This window comes from Plantibacter sp. MDV22-iso1, from assembly GCF_058408345.1.
Genome location: NZ_JBZVDY010000002.1, coordinates 254,631 through 271,283, shown reverse-complemented (window position 1 = coordinate 271,283; position 16,653 = coordinate 254,631). Strand labels below are relative to the sequence as shown.

12 protein-coding genes are annotated in these 16,653 nt (G+C 70.4%); 5 read left to right on the top strand and 7 right to left on the bottom strand.

Annotated elements, in window-relative coordinates:
* Positions 1 to 159: 159 nt before the first annotated feature.
* The 4 genes from araB to AC4PMY_RS11865 all read left to right on the top strand — a co-directional run bounded on the left by araB (position 160) and on the right by AC4PMY_RS11865 (position 4,677).
* Positions 160 to 1,857 (top strand): ribulokinase, encoded by a 1,698-nt coding sequence (araB, locus tag AC4PMY_RS11880; RefSeq protein ID WP_436278724.1) that lies wholly within the window; start codon positions 160 to 162, stop codon positions 1,855 to 1,857.
* Positions 1,854 to 2,561: an L-ribulose-5-phosphate 4-epimerase gene (locus AC4PMY_RS11875; protein ID WP_071258853.1), complete on the top strand. Its 708-nt coding sequence runs from the start codon at positions 1,854 to 1,856 to the stop codon at positions 2,559 to 2,561. Before araB ends, AC4PMY_RS11875 begins: the two co-directional genes overlap by 4 nt.
* 127 nt (positions 2,562 to 2,688) lie before the next feature.
* Positions 2,689 to 4,206: an L-arabinose isomerase gene (gene araA / locus AC4PMY_RS11870; protein ID WP_491622820.1), complete on the top strand. Its 1,518-nt coding sequence runs from the start codon at positions 2,689 to 2,691 to the stop codon at positions 4,204 to 4,206.
* A gap of 150 nt (positions 4,207 to 4,356) precedes the next feature.
* A complete protein-coding gene (locus AC4PMY_RS11865; protein ID WP_491622819.1) occupies positions 4,357 to 4,677 on the top strand; it encodes a hypothetical protein in 321 nt (106 codons plus the stop codon).
* 20 nt (positions 4,678 to 4,697) lie between these two features.
* Here the strand turns inward: AC4PMY_RS11865 and AC4PMY_RS11860 are convergent, their stop codons facing one another.
* From AC4PMY_RS11860 to AC4PMY_RS11840, 5 genes are read right to left on the bottom strand one after another with little or no spacing between them, the layout of a single operon-like run.
* Entirely contained in the window at positions 4,698 to 5,792 is a 1,095-nt protein-coding gene (locus AC4PMY_RS11860; RefSeq protein ID WP_121293797.1) for a hypothetical protein, read from the bottom strand.
* A 52-nt stretch (positions 5,793 to 5,844) separates the two neighbouring features.
* Positions 5,845 to 7,161, bottom strand: coding sequence for an alpha-L-fucosidase (locus tag AC4PMY_RS11855; RefSeq protein WP_491622818.1), 1,317 nt, complete (start codon positions 7,159 to 7,161; stop codon positions 5,845 to 5,847).
* The gene (locus AC4PMY_RS11850; protein ID WP_491622817.1) at positions 7,158 to 8,036 is read right to left on the bottom strand and encodes a carbohydrate ABC transporter permease; all 879 of its coding nucleotides are present in this window, start codon (positions 8,034 to 8,036) and stop codon (positions 7,158 to 7,160) included. Before AC4PMY_RS11850 ends, AC4PMY_RS11855 begins: the two co-directional genes overlap by 4 nt.
* Positions 8,033 to 8,944: a carbohydrate ABC transporter permease gene (locus AC4PMY_RS11845; RefSeq protein WP_491622816.1), complete on the bottom strand. Its 912-nt coding sequence runs from the start codon at positions 8,942 to 8,944 to the stop codon at positions 8,033 to 8,035. Before AC4PMY_RS11845 ends, AC4PMY_RS11850 begins: the two co-directional genes overlap by 4 nt.
* Positions 8,941 to 10,293: an extracellular solute-binding protein gene (locus tag AC4PMY_RS11840; RefSeq protein WP_491622815.1), complete on the bottom strand. Its 1,353-nt coding sequence runs from the start codon at positions 10,291 to 10,293 to the stop codon at positions 8,941 to 8,943. Before AC4PMY_RS11840 ends, AC4PMY_RS11845 begins: the two co-directional genes overlap by 4 nt.
* A 225-nt stretch (positions 10,294 to 10,518) precedes the next feature.
* Between AC4PMY_RS11840 and AC4PMY_RS11835 the strand changes: the two genes are divergently transcribed.
* Positions 10,519 to 11,499, top strand: coding sequence for a cyclase family protein (locus AC4PMY_RS11835; protein ID WP_064294986.1), 981 nt, complete (start codon positions 10,519 to 10,521; stop codon positions 11,497 to 11,499).
* A gap of 55 nt (positions 11,500 to 11,554) precedes the next feature.
* Here AC4PMY_RS11835 and AC4PMY_RS11830 read toward each other — a convergent pair whose 3' ends face one another.
* The gene (locus tag AC4PMY_RS11830; RefSeq protein WP_491622814.1) at positions 11,555 to 14,437 is read right to left on the bottom strand and encodes a hypothetical protein; all 2,883 of its coding nucleotides are present in this window, start codon (positions 14,435 to 14,437) and stop codon (positions 11,555 to 11,557) included.
* The gene (locus tag AC4PMY_RS11825) at positions 14,434 to 16,323 is read right to left on the bottom strand and encodes an HSP90 family protein (RefSeq protein WP_491622813.1); all 1,890 of its coding nucleotides are present in this window, start codon (positions 16,321 to 16,323) and stop codon (positions 14,434 to 14,436) included. The genes AC4PMY_RS11830 and AC4PMY_RS11825 overlap by 4 nt, the downstream gene beginning before the upstream one ends.
* Positions 16,324 to 16,653 lie beyond the last annotated feature (330 nt).

The window sequence follows — 16,653 nt, the reverse complement described above, 5'->3', positions numbered from 1 at the left end:
ATCCACCCGAACGAGCAGTCGCCCACACGCGCTTCACCACAGCATCGCGAATCAACCGAGCACCAGATCGACGAAGGAGTCCCACCGGTGAACACCGAGCAGAACCCGGCCGCCAGCGCCCCCGAGCAGGCGACCGCCACCCACGCCGAGACCTACACGATCGGCGTCGACTTCGGCACGCTGTCCGGCCGAGCCGTCGTCGTGCGAGTGTCCGACGGCGCCGAACTCGGGTCGGCGGTGCTCGACTACCCGCACGCCGTCATGGATCGGGAGCTCGCCTCCACCGGCGCCGCGCTGCCGCCCGACTGGGCGCTGCAGGTGCCGGCCGACTACGTCGCCGTCATGCAGTCCGCCGTGCCGCGCGCCGTCGAGGCCGCCGGGATCGACCCCGCCGCCGTCATCGGCATCGGCACCGACTTCACCGCCTGCACGATGGTCCCCGTCATCGCCGACGGGACGCCGCTCAACGAGCTGCCCGAGTACGCCGACCGCCCGCACGCCTACGTGAAGCTGTGGAAGCACCACTCCGCGCAGCCGCAGGCGGACCGCATCAACGAGCTCGCCGCCGAGCGGGGCGAGTCCTGGCTGCCGCGATACGGCGGGCTCATCTCGAGCGAGTGGGAGTTCGCCAAGGGCCTCCAGCTCCTCGAGGAGGACCCCGAACTCTACGAGCGCATGGACCACTGGGTCGAGGCGGCCGACTGGATCATCTGGCAGCTCACCGGCACCTACGTCCGCAACGCCTGCACCGCCGGCTACAAGGGCATCTACCAGGACGGCGCCTACCCGAGCCACGAGTTCCTCGCGGCCCTCAACCCCGCCTTCGAGCGCTTCGCCGACGACAAGGTCGCGCACGAGATCGGTGAGCTGGGCGCCGCCGCCGGCACCCTGTCGGCCGAGGCCGCTGGGTGGACCGGTCTCCGCGAGGGCATCGCGGTCGCGGTCGGGAACGTCGACGCGCACGTCGCGGCACCCGCGGCGCAGGCCGTCTCGCCCGGCCAGATGGTCGCGATCATGGGCACCTCCACCTGCCACGTCATGAACGGCGACGTCCTCCGCGAGGTCCCGGGCATGTGCGGCGTCGTCGACGGCGGCATCATCGCCGGCCTCTACGGCTACGAGGCCGGGCAGTCCGGCGTCGGCGACATCTTCGCCTGGTACGTCGCGAACCAGGTCCCCGCCCGATACACCGAGGAGGCTGCGGCGCGCGGCGTCAGCATCCACGAACACCTCACCTCCCTCATCCAGGACCAGCCGGTCGGCGCGCACGGCCTCGTCGCCCTCGACTGGCACTCCGGCAACCGCTCGGTCCTCGTCGACCACGAACTCTCCGGCACCGTCCTCGGCCTGACGCTCACCACCCGCACCGAGGAGGTGTACCGCGCATTGTTCGAGGCGACGGCCTTCGGCACCAGGAAGATCGTCGAGACGTTCAACGCCTCGGGCGTCCCCGTCACCGAGTTCATCGTCGCCGGCGGTCTGCAGCGGAACCCCTTCCTCATGCAGACCTACTCCGACATCCTCCGCCTGCCGATCTCGATCACCGCGAGCGACCAGGGGCCCGCGCTCGGCTCGGCCATCCACGCCGCCGTCGCCGCCGGGGCCTACCCGGACGTCCCTGCGGCCAGCGCCGCCATGGGCAAGGTGAACCGCGCCGTCTACACGCCGAACGAGGCGGCGGCCGACGCGTACGACCTGCTCTACGCGGAGTACGCGACGCTGCACGACTACTTCGGTCGTGGCGCCAACGACGTCATGAAGCGCCTGAAGCGCATCCGCCGAGCCGCCCTCGGTGGCGGCGTCGACGGCCTGCCGACCGACACCGAGACCACCGCCCTCGAAGGAGCCACCGCGTGAACACCTACTCGCCCGAGATCGAGGTCGCGATCGCGCGCGTCCGGTCCGACGTCGCCAAGCTGCACGGCGAGCTCGTCCGGTACGGGCTCGTCATCTGGACCGGCGGCAACGTCTCCGGGCGCGTGCCGGGAGCCGACCTCTTCGTGATCAAGCCCTCCGGCGTCGACTACGACGACCTCGCACCCGAGAACATGATCCTCTGCGACCTCGACGGCAACGTCATCCCGGGCACGCCCGGCGCCGAGCGGTCGCCGTCGAGTGACACCGCGGCGCACGCATACGTCTACCGGCATATGCCCGAGGTCGGTGGCGTCGTCCACACCCACTCCACCTACGCGGTGGCCTGGGCGGCACGCGCCGAGCCCATCCCGTGCGTCATCACGGCGATGGCCGACGAGTTCGGCGGAGAGGTCCCGATCGGTCCGTTCTCGATCATCGGCGACGACTCGATCGGACGCGGCATCGTCGAGACGCTGACCGGTCACCGGTCGCGCGCCGTACTCATGCAGAACCACGGGCCGTTCACGATCGGGAAGGACGCCCGCGACGCCGTGAAGGCCGCGGTCATGGTCGAGGACGTCGCCCGCACCGTGCACATCTCGCGTCAGCTCGGCGAGCCGAAGCCCATGCCGACCGAGGCGATCGACGCCCTGTTCGACCGATACCAGAACGTCTACGGCCAGGCGCCGCAGGGCGCGCTCTGACCAGAACGACCTCCGGTCCCCGCGCCGTTCCCGGTCCCTGAGCCTGTCGAAGGGCAGGGACCGCCGCACCGAACTCCGGTCCCTGAGCTTGTCGAAGGGCCCACCCACTCAGAAAGCAGACCCACCCATGCCGAAGCCCACCACCACGCTCGACCACTACACCGTCTGGTTCCTCACCGGCAGCCAGAACCTGTACGGCGAGGAGACCCTCCGTCAGGTCGCCGAGCAGTCCCAGGCCATCGCCGCCGAGCTCGGCGCCGCCGCCGACGTCCCCGTGCGGATCGAGTGGAAGCCCGTCCTCAAGGACTCCGAGTCGATCCGTCGCGCGATGCTCGACGCGAACGCCGACGACAGCGTCATCGGTCTCGTCACCTGGATGCACACCTTCAGTCCGGCCAAGATGTGGATCGCCGGCCTCGACGCGCTGCGGAAGCCGCTGCTGCACCTCCACACGCAGGCGAACGTCGAGCTGCCGTGGTCGGAGATCGACTTCGACTTCATGAACCTCAATCAGGCCGCACACGGTGACCGCGAGTTCGGGTACATCCAGACGCGTCTCGGCGTCGCCCGCAAGACGGTCGTCGGCCACGTCTCCGACCCGCGCGTCCAGCGTGAGGTCGGCACCTGGCAGCGCGCCGCGGCGGGTTGGGCGGCCACGCACGAGCTCAAGCTCGCACGCTTCGGCGACAACATGCGGTACGTCGCCGTCACCGAGGGCGACAAGACCGAGGCCGAGCTGCGCTTCGGGGTGCAGGTCAACACCTGGAGCGTCAACGAGCTCGCCGAGGCCGTGCACGCGTCGACGGACGCCGACATCGACGCGCTCGTCGCCGAGTACGAGGAGCTGTACGACGTCGTCCCCGAGTTGCGGAAGGGTGGCGAGCGGCACGAGTCGCTCCGCTACGGTGCCGCGATCGAGCTGGGCCTGCGCTCCTTCCTCGAGGCCGGCGACTTCGCCGCGTTCACGACGAGCTTCGAGGACCTCGGCGAGCTGCGTCAGTTGCCGGGCCTCGCCGTCCAGCGCCTCATGGCCGACGGCTACGGCTTCGGCGCGGAGGGCGACTGGAAGACGGCCGTCCTCGTGCGTGCCGCGTCCGTCATGGGCGCCGGCCTCCCCGGTGGCGCCTCGCTCATGGAGGACTACACGTACCACATGGAGCCCGGCAACGAGCTCATCCTCGGGGCGCACATGCTCGAGGTCAGCCCGACGCTCTCCTCGGCTCGTGCCACCCTCGAGGTGCACCCGCTCGGCATCGGTGGCAAGGAGGACCCGGTGCGCCTGGTCTTCACGGCCGATTCCGGCCCCGCCGTGGTCGTCGCGATGAGCGACATGCGCGACCGCTTCCGGCTGACGGCGAACGTCGTCGAGGTCGTCCAGCCCATCGAGGCCCTGCCGAAGCTGCCCGTCGGGCGCGCCGTGTGGAAGCCGGCTCCGGACTTCGCGACCTCGGCCGCTGCCTGGCTGACCGCCGGCGCCGCGCACCACACCGTCATGTCGACCGCCGTCGGGGTCGAGGTCTTCGCCGACTTCGCGGAGATCGCCAAGACCGAGCTCCTCGTGATCGACGAGTCGACCACCACGCGCGACTTCCAGCGCGAGGTCCGTTGGAACAACGCGTACTACCGCCTGGCCCAGGGGTTCTAGCCTCGGGACGATCCGACCGAGACGGCCTCCTGCCCACCAGCGGGAGGCCGTCTCGCGTCGTGCTGTCGTCGATCGTGCGGTACGACGACGGCGCTTGCTAGCCTGGGGCGACGCGCCGGGGGTGGCGCACTGAACGACGGGGGTCGACCGATGACGGATGTGTTCACGCGGCCGGAGCAGCAGGAGCCGGGCGATGAGGGGACGGTCGAGCCGACGAGGCTCGGGTGGAAGCTCGCGATCGGTGGGACCGTCCTCGTCGCCGGTGTCGGAGCGGTCCTCGCGATCGTCGCAGCGACGGGCGGGTTCACCGCCGCCGACCCGGCGGCCGCCGAGCGGGCGATGGAACGGTGCATCGCGGAGCGGGCGGGCACCATCATCGACGCCGGCGACCGCACCCCGGCCGAGGCTGCCGCCGAGGGATGCGCGCTCGATGCCGAGTCGGACACCTTCCTCGAGGAGTACGGCGACTGACCCGTACCCGTCCGGACGCGCTAGGGGAGGAGCCCGACGACGGCGCCGACAGCGAAGAGCGCCAGCGCGCTCCACATGAGGATGTCGTCGGTACTCATACGGAGCTTGAGGCGTCGGCCGCGAGTGCTGACGCGGCCGACCATCGCGTCGGGCGCCGGTGCGACCGTCTCGGTGCTCCGTCGGTCGCCCCGGGTCTCGCGCCACCGGGCCCAGCGCTCGACACGGTCGTCCACGGCGTCGACAGCGGCGGCGATGTCCTGCCAATCGTCGACCTTCGTCGTGACGAGGTCGTCGGTGGTCACGAGGAGGAGCCAGTCGTCGACGATCTCGACGTCGAAGCCGCGCACGTGGTCGAGGAGGCGCGCCATCACGTCGGGCGTGAACAGGTAGAGCGCGTCCGCCTCGTAGCCGATCGGGCAGTAGAGGTGGAAGTGTCGGTCGAAATCGCCCTCGAGCTCCAGTCGCTGAGTGCCCACCGGGGCGCTCGCGGCGCTCATGCCGCGGCGTCGGCCGTCCTGCGCGCGGAGCACCAGGTGTGGCAGGGCGATCGGTATCCGGAGCGCGCAGTAGCCGCCGAAGGGGGCCGCGAGGTTCTTCCGGTTTCCGGTGATCTCGTAATTCGTGATCTCGATGCCGCGCGGTTGGCGGCTTCGGAGGACGCGGTGAAGGTTCAGTGCACCGCGGTTCCGCCAGGGCATGTCGCGCGGCGCCGCAACGGGGCCGACCAGGTAGTCGAATCCGTTCGCCTCGGCGAAGGCGACGAGACGGAGGTGCGTGCGTCGCATGGTCCTGCGTGACCAGACCCTGACCGTCGTCCGGACGAGGATCACGGCGACGGTGACCATGGCCAGCGCGAGCGTTCCCAATCCGAAGGCGAGTCGTGCAGCATCCGCGCCGTGTTGTGCGAGCGCCAGGACGCCGATCAGCGTGAAGAGCGGGATGCTCAGCAGTCCGCCCACCGTGCCGATCGTGGTCGTGATCCGGCGCGCCCGCCCGATGCGGTCGAGGGCGTCGGGCTGTTCGGCGACGAAGGCTCGCCATTGCTCTCGAACCTCGCGACGGGGAAGCGGCCGGGTGAGCGCACTCGTGTCGAGTGGTTCGGGGAGTGCCTGCACGTTCACCAGCCTAGTTCCGCGTCGAGGCGTGGCCCGATCAGGCGCGGCCCGCTCAGTCGGGGGCGTCCGTCGGGGCCTCGTATCCGACCGGCAGCTCGGGGACGGTGCTCGTGCCAGTGTGGAACGCGGTGACCGCCAGAAGCGTCGGGTTCGGCGCTTCCTCGGGGTGGCCCGCCTCGTCGGTGACGTCGGGGACGAGCTCGATCGTCAGCCGGTCGGTGGTGACCGGTTCGAACACGTGCACCCTCGAGACGCCGACGGAACCGGCTCCGACGAGCGTGCGGCCGTCCGCTGTCCGGACCTCGTGGCGGTCGACGAGCTGTCCGGCTGCGAGGTCCTCGTGCAGCCGGAGGTGATCGATGGTGACCTGCCCCGCGAACGTGACGGTGACCGTCGACCCGTCGGTGGTCAGCGTTCCCGGGATCGGCTGTGCGAAGCGTCGGTCGCGCTCCGCGGCCCAGGCGGTCACGCGTTCCACATCGGCGTCGGGGAGGAGCCCGCGAGTGTCTGGTGGGAGATTGAGGAGCAGGTTCGCTCCGAGTCCGACGGACCGGTAGAAGATCGCGAGCAGATGCTCGACCGACTTCGGCTCGTCGTCCGGGTGCCAGAACCAGCCGCGGCGGATCGAGACGTCGCACTCGGGCGGCAGGTAGAGGGCCTCCTCGAACCGGCTGGTGACGACCGTGTAGTTGCTGAAGTCGGTGTGGTCGACGACGTACCGCACCGGGTCTTCGGCAAGACCGTTCTCGTTACCCACCCAGCGGATCGTCGGGGCGCCCATGTTGAACACCATCGCCTGCGGCTGGAGTCGTTCGATGATGGCGGTGATGCCGGGCCAGTCGTAGGTGTACCCCTCGGACCCGGCGCCGTCGAACCACAGCTCGACGAGCTCGCCGTAATTCGTGCACAGTTCGGTGAGCTGCCGGGCGTACACCTCGGCGTAGCGCGCCTCGTCGGCGTACTCGGGAGCGTGGCGATCCCACGGCGAGAGGTACAGCCCCAGTCCGAGGCCCGCCTCGCGACAGGCCGCTGCAAGCTCGGCCACGATGTCGCCGTGGCCGTCCCGCCACGGAGAGGATGCGACGCTGTAGTCGGTCGTCGCGGTCGGCCAGAGACAGAACCCGTCGTGATGCTTCGCGGTGAGGATGACGTATCGGGCGCCGATCGAGGCCGCCACGCGCACCCACTGCCGTACATCGAGGTCGCCTGGATCGAAGCTCGAGGCGGGCAGGGTGCCGTCGCTCCACTCCTTGCCGGCGAAGGTGTTGACGCCGAAGTGGAAGAACACGCCGAAGCCGTCCTGTTGCCAGCGCAACTGGCCCTCGGTCGGGACGGGACGGTGCTGGCGGTGGTGGGACTGTTGACTCACTTGACTCCTCCTGCTGCGACGCCTCGGTGGAACCATCGTTGCAGCACGATGAACACCACGAGGACCGGGACGACGGCGATGATGGATCCGGCCATCACGACCCTGGGGTCGAACCCGAACGACGACGCCGAGAGTCGTGCGAGTCCGAGCGAGACGGTGAACGACGACTCGCTCCGCAGGACGAGGAGCGGCCAGAGGAAGTCGTCCCATGCGGTGATGAAGGAGTTGACGACGACGACGAGCATCGCGCCGATGGACGACGGCAGGAAGAGGGCGGTGAACCGCTGCCACTCCGAGGCTCCGTCGAGGAAGGCGGCGTCCTCGATCTCGTCGGGCACCGCCGTGAACGCGGCCCGCATGATGAGGACGTTCATCGCGGAGACCGCACCGGGGAGCCATGCGCCGACGAGGGTGTCGAGCAGGCCGAGCTCCTGGGTCATGAGGAAGAGCGACACCATGATCGACTCGAAGGGCACGACCATCGACACGATCAGCACGGTGAAGGTGACCCGCCGCCCGCGCCAGCCGCGTCGGGAGAGCATGTACCCGGCGGCGGTCGGCAGCACCACCTGGGAGGCGATGGTGAGGGCGCAGACGATCGCGCTGTTCGTCAGGTAGGTGTCCATGGGGATCTGCCGGAAGATCGTGACGTAGGCGTCGAGCGTCGGCGACTGGGGGAACAGGGTGGCGTCGCGCCCGAAGAGTGCTTCGCCGGAGCCCTTGAGCGACGACAGGAACTGCCACAGCAGCGGGCCGACGGAGATGCCGAGCACGAGGAGTAGGAGCGCGTACCGCACCGGTGTCGTCCTCGACCAGCGCCGACGCCGACGCCGCAGGAGTGGTCGCGCGGGCGGCTGCCCGATGTGCGCGATCATGCGTCCCGCTCCCCGCCGAAGCGCTGAGCCAGCACGGCGAACACGGCGGTGAGCGTGAAGAGTGCCACGCTCGCGGCCGCACCGTAGCCCGCATTGCCGGTGATCGGGTCGAGCGCTGCGTCGCGGATGAAGAACGGGAGTGTCCGCGCTTCGCCTCCCGGGCCACCGGTGGCGCCGCCGAGCAGGTAGACCTCGCTGAACACGCGGAGCGACCCGATGCCGGCGAGGAGCCCGACGAGGAGCATCGTGAGGCGGGTGCCCGGCACCGTGATGGTGAGGAACCGTCGTGTCGGGCCGGCGCCGTCGAGTTCCGCCGCCTCGTAGAGATCACGGGGGATGTTGGAGAGCGCCGCAAGGTAGAAGATCAGATACCACCCGAGCCCACGCCACACCGTGAGGGCGATCGCGCTGAGCAGGATGAGTGATCCCTCGGAGAAGAACGGCACCGCCTGCTGGATGAGACCGACCCGTTGGAGCACCGTGTTCACAGGCCCCTGTTCACCGAGGAGGTTCTGCCAGACCAGCCCGACCGCGACGACGGACGCCACGATCGGAGCCGCGTAGGCGGAGCGGAAGAACCCCATCCCGGGGAGCCGGGTGTGGACGAGCTGTGCGAGCAGCAACGGGAGGACGACCAGCAACGGGACGGCGATGACCGCATACAGCACGCTGTTGCCGGTCGCGGACCAGAACGCGGGATCCTGCAGGATCGAGCGGTAGTTGTCGAGGCCGACGAAGGCTCCACCCATGCCGAGCGGGGACGTGTCGGTGAACGAGAGCGCGATGGTCCCGACGAAGGGCCCGACGCTCCAGATGGAGATCATGAGCAGCGCGGGTGCGCACCACAGCAGCGGCACCCAGGGCGGTCGGTAGCGCGCCGCCCCGTTGAGGTGGATGGCTGTCGTCATCGAGCATCGGCTCCGATGACCCGGTTGGCCGCGTCCTGGGCGGCCTGGAGCGCCTCACGCGGCGCCTTCTTCCCGGTGAGCGCCAGTTGGAGCTCGGCGTTGACCGCGTTCGCGACCGCCTCGCTCCACTGCACGATGGTGACGATCTCCGCTTCGTCGGCGAGCTCGACGGCGAGACGGTTCGCCTCGTCGATGGGTGCGGTGCCGGTGATGTCCGTGAGCTTCGGGATGCCGAGCGACTCGGTGGTGCTCGGGAAGTTCTGGATGCGCGGGTCGCTGATGAAGCGGTTCTGCTGCTCGGCGGCGAGGAGGAACCGCGCGAACGCGATGGCGGTGGCCGGGTTGGTGCTCGTGCTCGGGACACCGATGGTCTGCACCTCGGCGATCGCCGTCCCGCGGCGGTCGAGGAGGGAGGAGACGCCCACGTGCTCGTAGACGCCCGGGTTGCCCTCCTGCACGTACCGGAGCGACGAGGCGTTCGGTGACCCCCAGACGGTCGCGCCCTGGGTGAACAGGGCGGTGGGCTCGTCGTCGGAGGCGATCGAGTCCTTCGGGATGCCGCCGGCCAGCGCGAGTCGCGTCATGCGCTCGGTCCACTCCTGCACGGCCGGATCGTCGGCGAAGACGAACGCCGAACCGTCGTCGGCGATGACCTCGGCCTCCTGCAGCTGCCACTCGAGCGGGAGTCGCAGACCGAGACTCGCGGAGAAGGCACTGAACTCGCCGTTCGACCGTTCGGCGACCTGATCGGCCGCGTCGAAGAGTTCCTCGAAGGTGGTCGGCGGCTGTTCCGGGTCGAGCCCGGCGCGCTGCATGAGCTCGGTGTTGTACGTCTGGAGGCCGATGAGGCCCCAGTACCAGGGGAGTACGTAGTGGTGGTCGTCGCCGGGGAGGACCAGGCTGTCCCAGAGGCTCGGGATGAAGTCGGCGCCGATACCCGGTGACGCTGCGTCGAGGTCCGCGAGGAAGCCCTGTTCGCGGAGCCCGCCGGCGGTGGCGAGCGGCATGTTCACGACGTCCGCCAGCGAGCACGCCTGCGCGTCCGCGACGAGCCGGGTGGCGAAGCTGCCGTCGCCAGGGTCGTCCTCCCAGGTGACGGTCGTGCCGGGGTAGGCGGCTTCGAACTCCTCGATGAGCTCGGTGAAGTACTCGGAGAACGAGGCCTTCAGCGCGGTGGTCTGGAAGGTGATCTCGCCGGACGGCGTCGCGTCGACCGGCGTGCCGGCGGTGAATTCGTCGGCGATCGCGCAGCGACCGACACGCTCGCCCCCGGCGTCGCCCGTGCACGCGGAGAGCACGACCAGCGTGGTGGCTGCAGCGGCGATCGACAGGGTTCGTTGGTGCTTCATGGGGGCTCTCCTCGTCCGCGGACGGGTTCGTCAGCCGTCCTTGCATATCGAGAATAGGCATGAGGTATGTGATATGCAAGCCCTGTGTACAAAAGCCTCATGAGGTCTGCTTGTGGAGTGCACTCAGCCGTCCAGTCGACGGAACCGCACGGTCGTGGCCGGATATCGGTGGCCCATGGCCGGGAATCCCTCGGCAGGGTTCGCGGCACCCGTCAGAATGAGGGCATGACCGAACAACGCGCCGTCCTCGATGCCACCGTCAGCTTCCTGAACGGCGGCGGTCTCGCCGTCGAGGACTTCCGTCTCGACCTGCCGCCCGCCATCGCGCAGACGAAGGGGAAGGCGCAGCAGCAGGAGGTCGGTCGGCTGCTCGTCACGCACCTCGGGCTCGCGATGGTCGGCGAGATCCGCATCACCAAGCTCGAGATCGTGCGCGAGCAGCACAAGGGCTCCCGCGGGATCCTGGCGGCGGCTGCTGCGGCCGGGCTCGAGGTCCCGGACAGCGCGGCGCATGCGGACGCCGTGCGCCCCCGTCCGGCGGGCGTGCTCGTCGAACTCAGCCACCCGATCCGCGCCGGCCTCCGCACCTACCCTGGGCTGCCGGAGCCGGTGATCCGTCCGTTCCTCACCCGTGAGGACTCGCGCCCGAAGTACGCCGAGGGCACCGAGTTCGCGATGGACATCATCGAGATGGTCGGCAACACCGGCACCTACCTCGACAGCCCGTACCACCGCTACGCCGGCGGCGGCGACCTCGCGAGCCTGACGCTCGAGCAGCTCGTCGACCTCCCGGCCGAGGTGTTCCACCTCCAGGACTCGACGGAACGCGGTATCGGCGCGAACGTCTTCCTCGACCGCGAGCTGCGCGGGACCGCCGTCCTCCTGCACACCGGGTGGGACCGCCACTTCGCGACCGAGGCCTACACGAAGGACGCCCCCTACCTCGCCGAGGACGGGGTCCGGTACCTCGTCGAGCAGGGCGTGGTGCTGGTCGGCATCGACTCCATCAACATCGACGACACCGAACCGGGATCCGGCGGCGCGCGTCCGGCCCACTCGCTGCTCCTCGAGGCCGGGATCCAGGTGGTCGAGCACCTCACCGGCCTCGAACAGCTCCCCGCGAGCGGCGCCGCCTTCACCGCGACGCCACCGCTCGTCGAGGACTTCGCGACCTTCCCCGTCCGCGCCTTCGCGCGACTGCCCTAGGCGCGGTCCGAAGACCGTCCTCGCGGTGCCGTCGGCGCGCTGAGGACGGTCCCGATCACTCCTCGATCTCGGCCCGGAGCAGTGCCGCATCGGTGTGCTGCTCCAATCGCGCGTACGCGTCCGCGAGCTCGGCCGTGACCGTCGTCCAGTCGGGCGAGCCGGCAGGAAGGCGTCCGCGAGCCGACCGGAACAGGTCGACGGCACCGGCGTGGTCGTCGACGGCGACCCGCGACCTCGCCGCGAACACCTCGGCCACCGCCGCGCCGTTCTCGTCGCCGGCGGCCACGAACCCCGCAGCGGCGAGCCGAGCCGTCGCCGTCGCTTCGTCGGCACGTCCGAGCGCACCGAGCGAGCGTGCCTCCGAATCGGTGATGTCGGCCACGAGCCACGCCGCCTCGTGCGCCGAGGCGATGTCACGAGCCTCCGAGTAGAGCGGCAGCCCGGTGTCGTCGCCGAAGGCCGCCCGTGCGCTCGCCGCACGCTGGAGTGCCTGGACGAGGAGCTGCGGGTCGCCCAGACGGCGAGCGGCGGCGAGTGCCTGGTCGATGACCTCGATCGCGTCGTCGTCCTCGAACTGGACGAGGAGCGTGCTCAACCCGAAGCCGGTGCGGATGACCACCTGGTCGTTCCCCACGGACGCGGCGTCGTCGATCGCGGCGCGCCACACGCCGTACGCCATGCCGTGTTCGCCGATCATGCGCGCGGCCTCGCCCATGTTGGCGAGCAGGTCCGCGAGCTCACCCGGCGCGGCGTGCTCGCGCTTCGCCTGGTAGACCTCGTCGTAGTGCTCGAGCGCCGTGGCGGCATCGCCCGCGAACTGGAGGTACCGCGCGAGTTGGAGCGTGAGCGAGTCGAGGTCGGCGTACTCCGCCCGCTTCGCGTGGGTGATCGCCAGCTGCATGCGGGCCGCGGCCTCGCGATCCCGGTCGGCGTCGCTCAGGAGGGCCGCGGAGAGAGTGCATGCCTGGATGATGCCGAGCCGGTTGCCGAGGAGGGTCTGGAGCGCGACGAGCTCGTCGGCGAGCGCGACCCCCTCGGCGAAGGCCCCTGCCCCGCCGAGCATCCGGGTGCGGAGCGTCAATGCCGGGAGGCGGACCGACGCCCGCTGCTCGGGCTCGAGGAGCGGGTCGAGGAGCTCTGCCGCCTCCTCGATCCGGCCGGTCACGGCGAAGAGGTGCGCGTGCAGGAGGCGGGCCGGTGGGCCTGCCTCGCCCGGATCGTCGACCGCGGCGGCGAGCACGGCCTCACCCGCGAGTCGGTCGGCGATCCCCATGAACCGTTCCGCGGACTCCTGCTCGGTCTGCGCTCCCGCCAGCTCGAACGCATGGCGTGCGGTGACGACGAGCGTGTGGATGAGCCGGTCCGCGTCGACGGGGACGAGACGCGCGTCGTCGAGCTCGGCGAGCAGAAGGGTGAGCCGGTCCTCGGTCGCCGTGCCGAGGAGGGCCACGCCGAAGCGGGCCTCGACGTCGGCGACCGCGATGCGTCCGGCCGCGCGGAGCGCCGTACCGCGGTCGGCCCAGGCCGTCGCAGCGCGGTCGTCGTCACCCTCGATGACCGCTGCCTGCGCGATCGCACCGAGGAGCCCGGCGCGGAGGTTCTCGTCGGGATCCGCGGCGTCCGCGAGGAGCGCGAGGCCCTGCTCGGCGGCGACGATCGCACCGCGTGGGTCGGCGCTCTGCAGGAGTGCGGAGGTCCGTTCACGCCACTCGGCGGCCGTGGTAGCCGGTTCCGGTTCGGCGACCGGGGCTGCGAACCCCTCGACCGACAGCGGGAGGTCCCAGTGTTCGGTCGCGAGTGCCCGCGCGGCCTCGAGTCGCTCGGTACGGAAGCCGTTGCCGTTGCGTTCGTCGAAGGCACGGGTCAGGTGCTCGGCGGCCGCCCAGGCGCGCGCCGCGACCGCGGTGACGGTCCAGTCGGCGGCGTCGGTCGACTCGGTGCCGAGGTACCGGACGAGGTCCGGGGCGTCGGCGCCGCGGACGGGCAGATCGCCGTGACCGGCTCGGGCGACGGCATCCAGCAGGACGCCGACCGCGATGAGCCCGTCGGCGTGCCCGGACAGGTTGATGGGATCGTTGACGAGGGTCGGCAGGTGGCGTTCGAGCATCGCCAGGCCGCGCGCCTCGTTGCCCGTGACGGCGCAGAACACGAGGTGGTCGGCGATGATGCCGAATCCGTCGGCGTTGGAACGGGCGACCCGGTAGCTGCGCTGGTGCGCCGCCTTGGCGTCGTCGAACCGGCCGGCGCGGAGGTAGGGGAGGAGCGCCTGTGCCTCGCTCGTCTCCGGTTCCTCGCCACAGCTCATGCGGTTCTCGAACATCTCGTCGTAGATCCGGATCGCGTCGTCGTCGTGCCCGCGGAGCTGGTGGAACCAGGCGTCCTCATTGCGCACGCACGCTTCGCAGTGGCTGTACCGGTCGTCCTCGATGGTCGAGCGGCGTTCCAGGAACGCGGCGGCCTCGTCGAGGCGACCGGTCACCGTCGCGATGTGGAACTGCGACTGCACCACGCCGCTCATCGTGGCGCCCGCTGCCGCGTACCGCGCGCGCATGTCCTCGTGCATGGCCTCGATCTGCGCGAGCGAGAAGGTCGGGTTCGTCGACAGCCGGCCGGCCATCCACTTGTACTGGAACAGCAGGTCGCAGCCGTCGACCGTGATCGGGAAGCGCTCCGGGTCTGCATCGTGCTTGCCGACGCACCAGCCGAAAGAGCTGAACATGGCGTCGGTGTCGCCCGTCATGTGCGCCGACTGGGTCAACCGCATGCGGGTCGCGTACGCGGCCTCCTCGTCGCCGGCGGCCTCGGCTCGCCGGAGCGCCTCGTCGAGCAGGGCTCGCTCGGCGGGACCACACGGCAGGGTGTCGGCCTCCTCGAGGAGGTCCTGGACGCTCGCGTCGGGATCGATGTCGTTCACGGGGGTGGCGGTGGTGTCGGTCATCGGAGTTCCTTGTCGTCGAGACCGACACTGAGGCCGATCAGGTCGGTCATGGCTGCGTCGAGCATGCGGCGGTCGCGTGCTTCGAGGGGGCGGTGCCCGGCGAGAAGCGCCTGGACGTAGAGCAGTTGGATGCTGCGCTCGAACACGAGGTCGTCGTCGAGGGTCGCCAAGCGGCGGACGAGCGCCGCGTTCCAGTTGAGGCAGAGCCGGGCGGCGGTGTCGGCCTCAGCACCTCCCGGGCCGGCGTCGGCGAGGAAGGAGTCGACGGCCCCGACGACCTGCGACCAGATACCCGGCGCGACCGAGGCGGCCCGGTGCCGCTCGAGCCGTCGGAGCACGGACGGGTCGGCGACGTACAGCGCGGCGAGGTCGTCCGGCCGGTACCGGCGAACCGAGACCCGGCACTCCACCTCGGCGAGCACACGACTGGCGCGGTCCTCGAGTGCCGTCGTCGCGGCGAGGTCGTCCAGGTGGGGCGGCTCGAGGTTGTCGAGCTCGTCGGCCACCGTCACCCGTTCGACCCGCACGCCGTCGATCAGGTGGGGCAGCCGTTCCAGGATCTCCTGGTCGTACACGTACCCGCCGTTGACGATCGGTGAGGCCGGGTCGACGACCGCGGCGATCTGACGGAACTCGTCGCGGGACGCCGTGTACCGGATGACGCCGGTCTGCGACAGATGTTCGTCGATGGTCGTCGTGCCGGCGGAGGTCTCGATCGGGAGCCACCGGACCACGGCGCTCGCGAGGTCGTCGTCGTGCGCGGCGATCGCCTTGATGCCGAGCTGGTGGACGCCGATGAACTCCTGGAGTCGGTGCGGCCGTTGACGGGCGAGGTCGAGGATCCACCGTCGCAGGGCTGCACCGATGGCCTCGCGGGTGAACTCCAGCGCGTCGTCCTGCACGAGCTGCTCGCGCGACGCCGTCGGGCGGAGCCCCGTCGTGTCGACGATGCAGCGGACGAAGAACGCCCACTCGGGCAGCAGGTCGTCGATCTGTTCGCTCAGCAGCATGCCGCCGAGGTAGACGCGGCTCGCCTGCCGGGCGCCCGGCGGAGGCGGCGAGGGGAGGACGAAGGCGGTGCCCCGGGTGCCGGTGCCGGGCACCACGATCTCGACGGCGTCGAACGGGCGCGTCCCGAGCAGGTCCTCCCCGAACGCCAGGAGCGCTTCGCGAGTCGTCGCCTCAGCCGTCCGGAACACCGGGTCGACGTTGATGCGCACCGGGTGGTCGGGTGCGGAGGGATCGACCACCTCGACGTCGAGGTCGAGGAAGCGTCCGAACGTCGTGGCGAGGCCGAGCACCGTGCCGTGCCCGAGCAGACTGCCGTCGTGCAGTGGACCGTCGATGCGTGGGTCGAGCACGACCTCCGAGCCGATCGGCATAGCGGCGGTCGTGACGTCGTCGAGTTCTCGGATCGTGAACGTGCCGTCGGCGTCGCCGATCCACTCGATGGCCGGACCGCCACGAGCCGAGCGGCTGCGGACGGTGATGGTGTCGGCCACCATGAAGCAGCTCAGCAGACCGATGCCGAACCGGCCGAGGTAGTCGCCGCGCTGGAGTTCGTCGAGGTCGCCGCGCTTGGAGCTGCGGCCGACCGTCGCCAGGAGTTCTGCGGCCTCGTCGCGGGTGAGCCCGACACCGTCGTCGCGGAATCGGAACGGCGAGCCCGCCTCCGAGCCGGACGGTGGCACGTGCGGGGTGATGAGGAGTCTGCCAGGAGGCGCCGTCGGGTCGTCGGCGCGACGGGCTGCGACGGCGTCGCGTCCGTTCTGCAGGAGCTCGCGGAGGTAGACGCGCGGTCCCGAGTAGATGTGGCGGCTGAGCAGGTCGACGACTCCGCGGAGGTCGACCTGGAACGGCAGCGGGGCTCGGGAGTGGTCTGGCATGGCTCTCTTCCGTCGGCGGCTACGGGGCCTGCATCGGGCGTCTGTGCGGGGTGGATCGGGCTTCAGGCAGGCGGACCGCGACCGGTTCGTCTGCAGCCGGATCAGCCTAGCGAACGTCGTGAAACGGATGCTGGGCGGTCGCCTGGGAGTCGGTGAGACGACCCTGCTCCCCAGGGCCTGTGGAGCGAGGTCGACGCCGATCGGTCGTCCTGGGGTGTCGCGAAAACGCATCCCCGGCTGCTAGCCTTGACGCCTCTTCTCGAATCGATTCGACATCGATTCGGACCACCCCTCCACCCCCCCCCCGCACCTCGCTAGGAATCCGTTCAC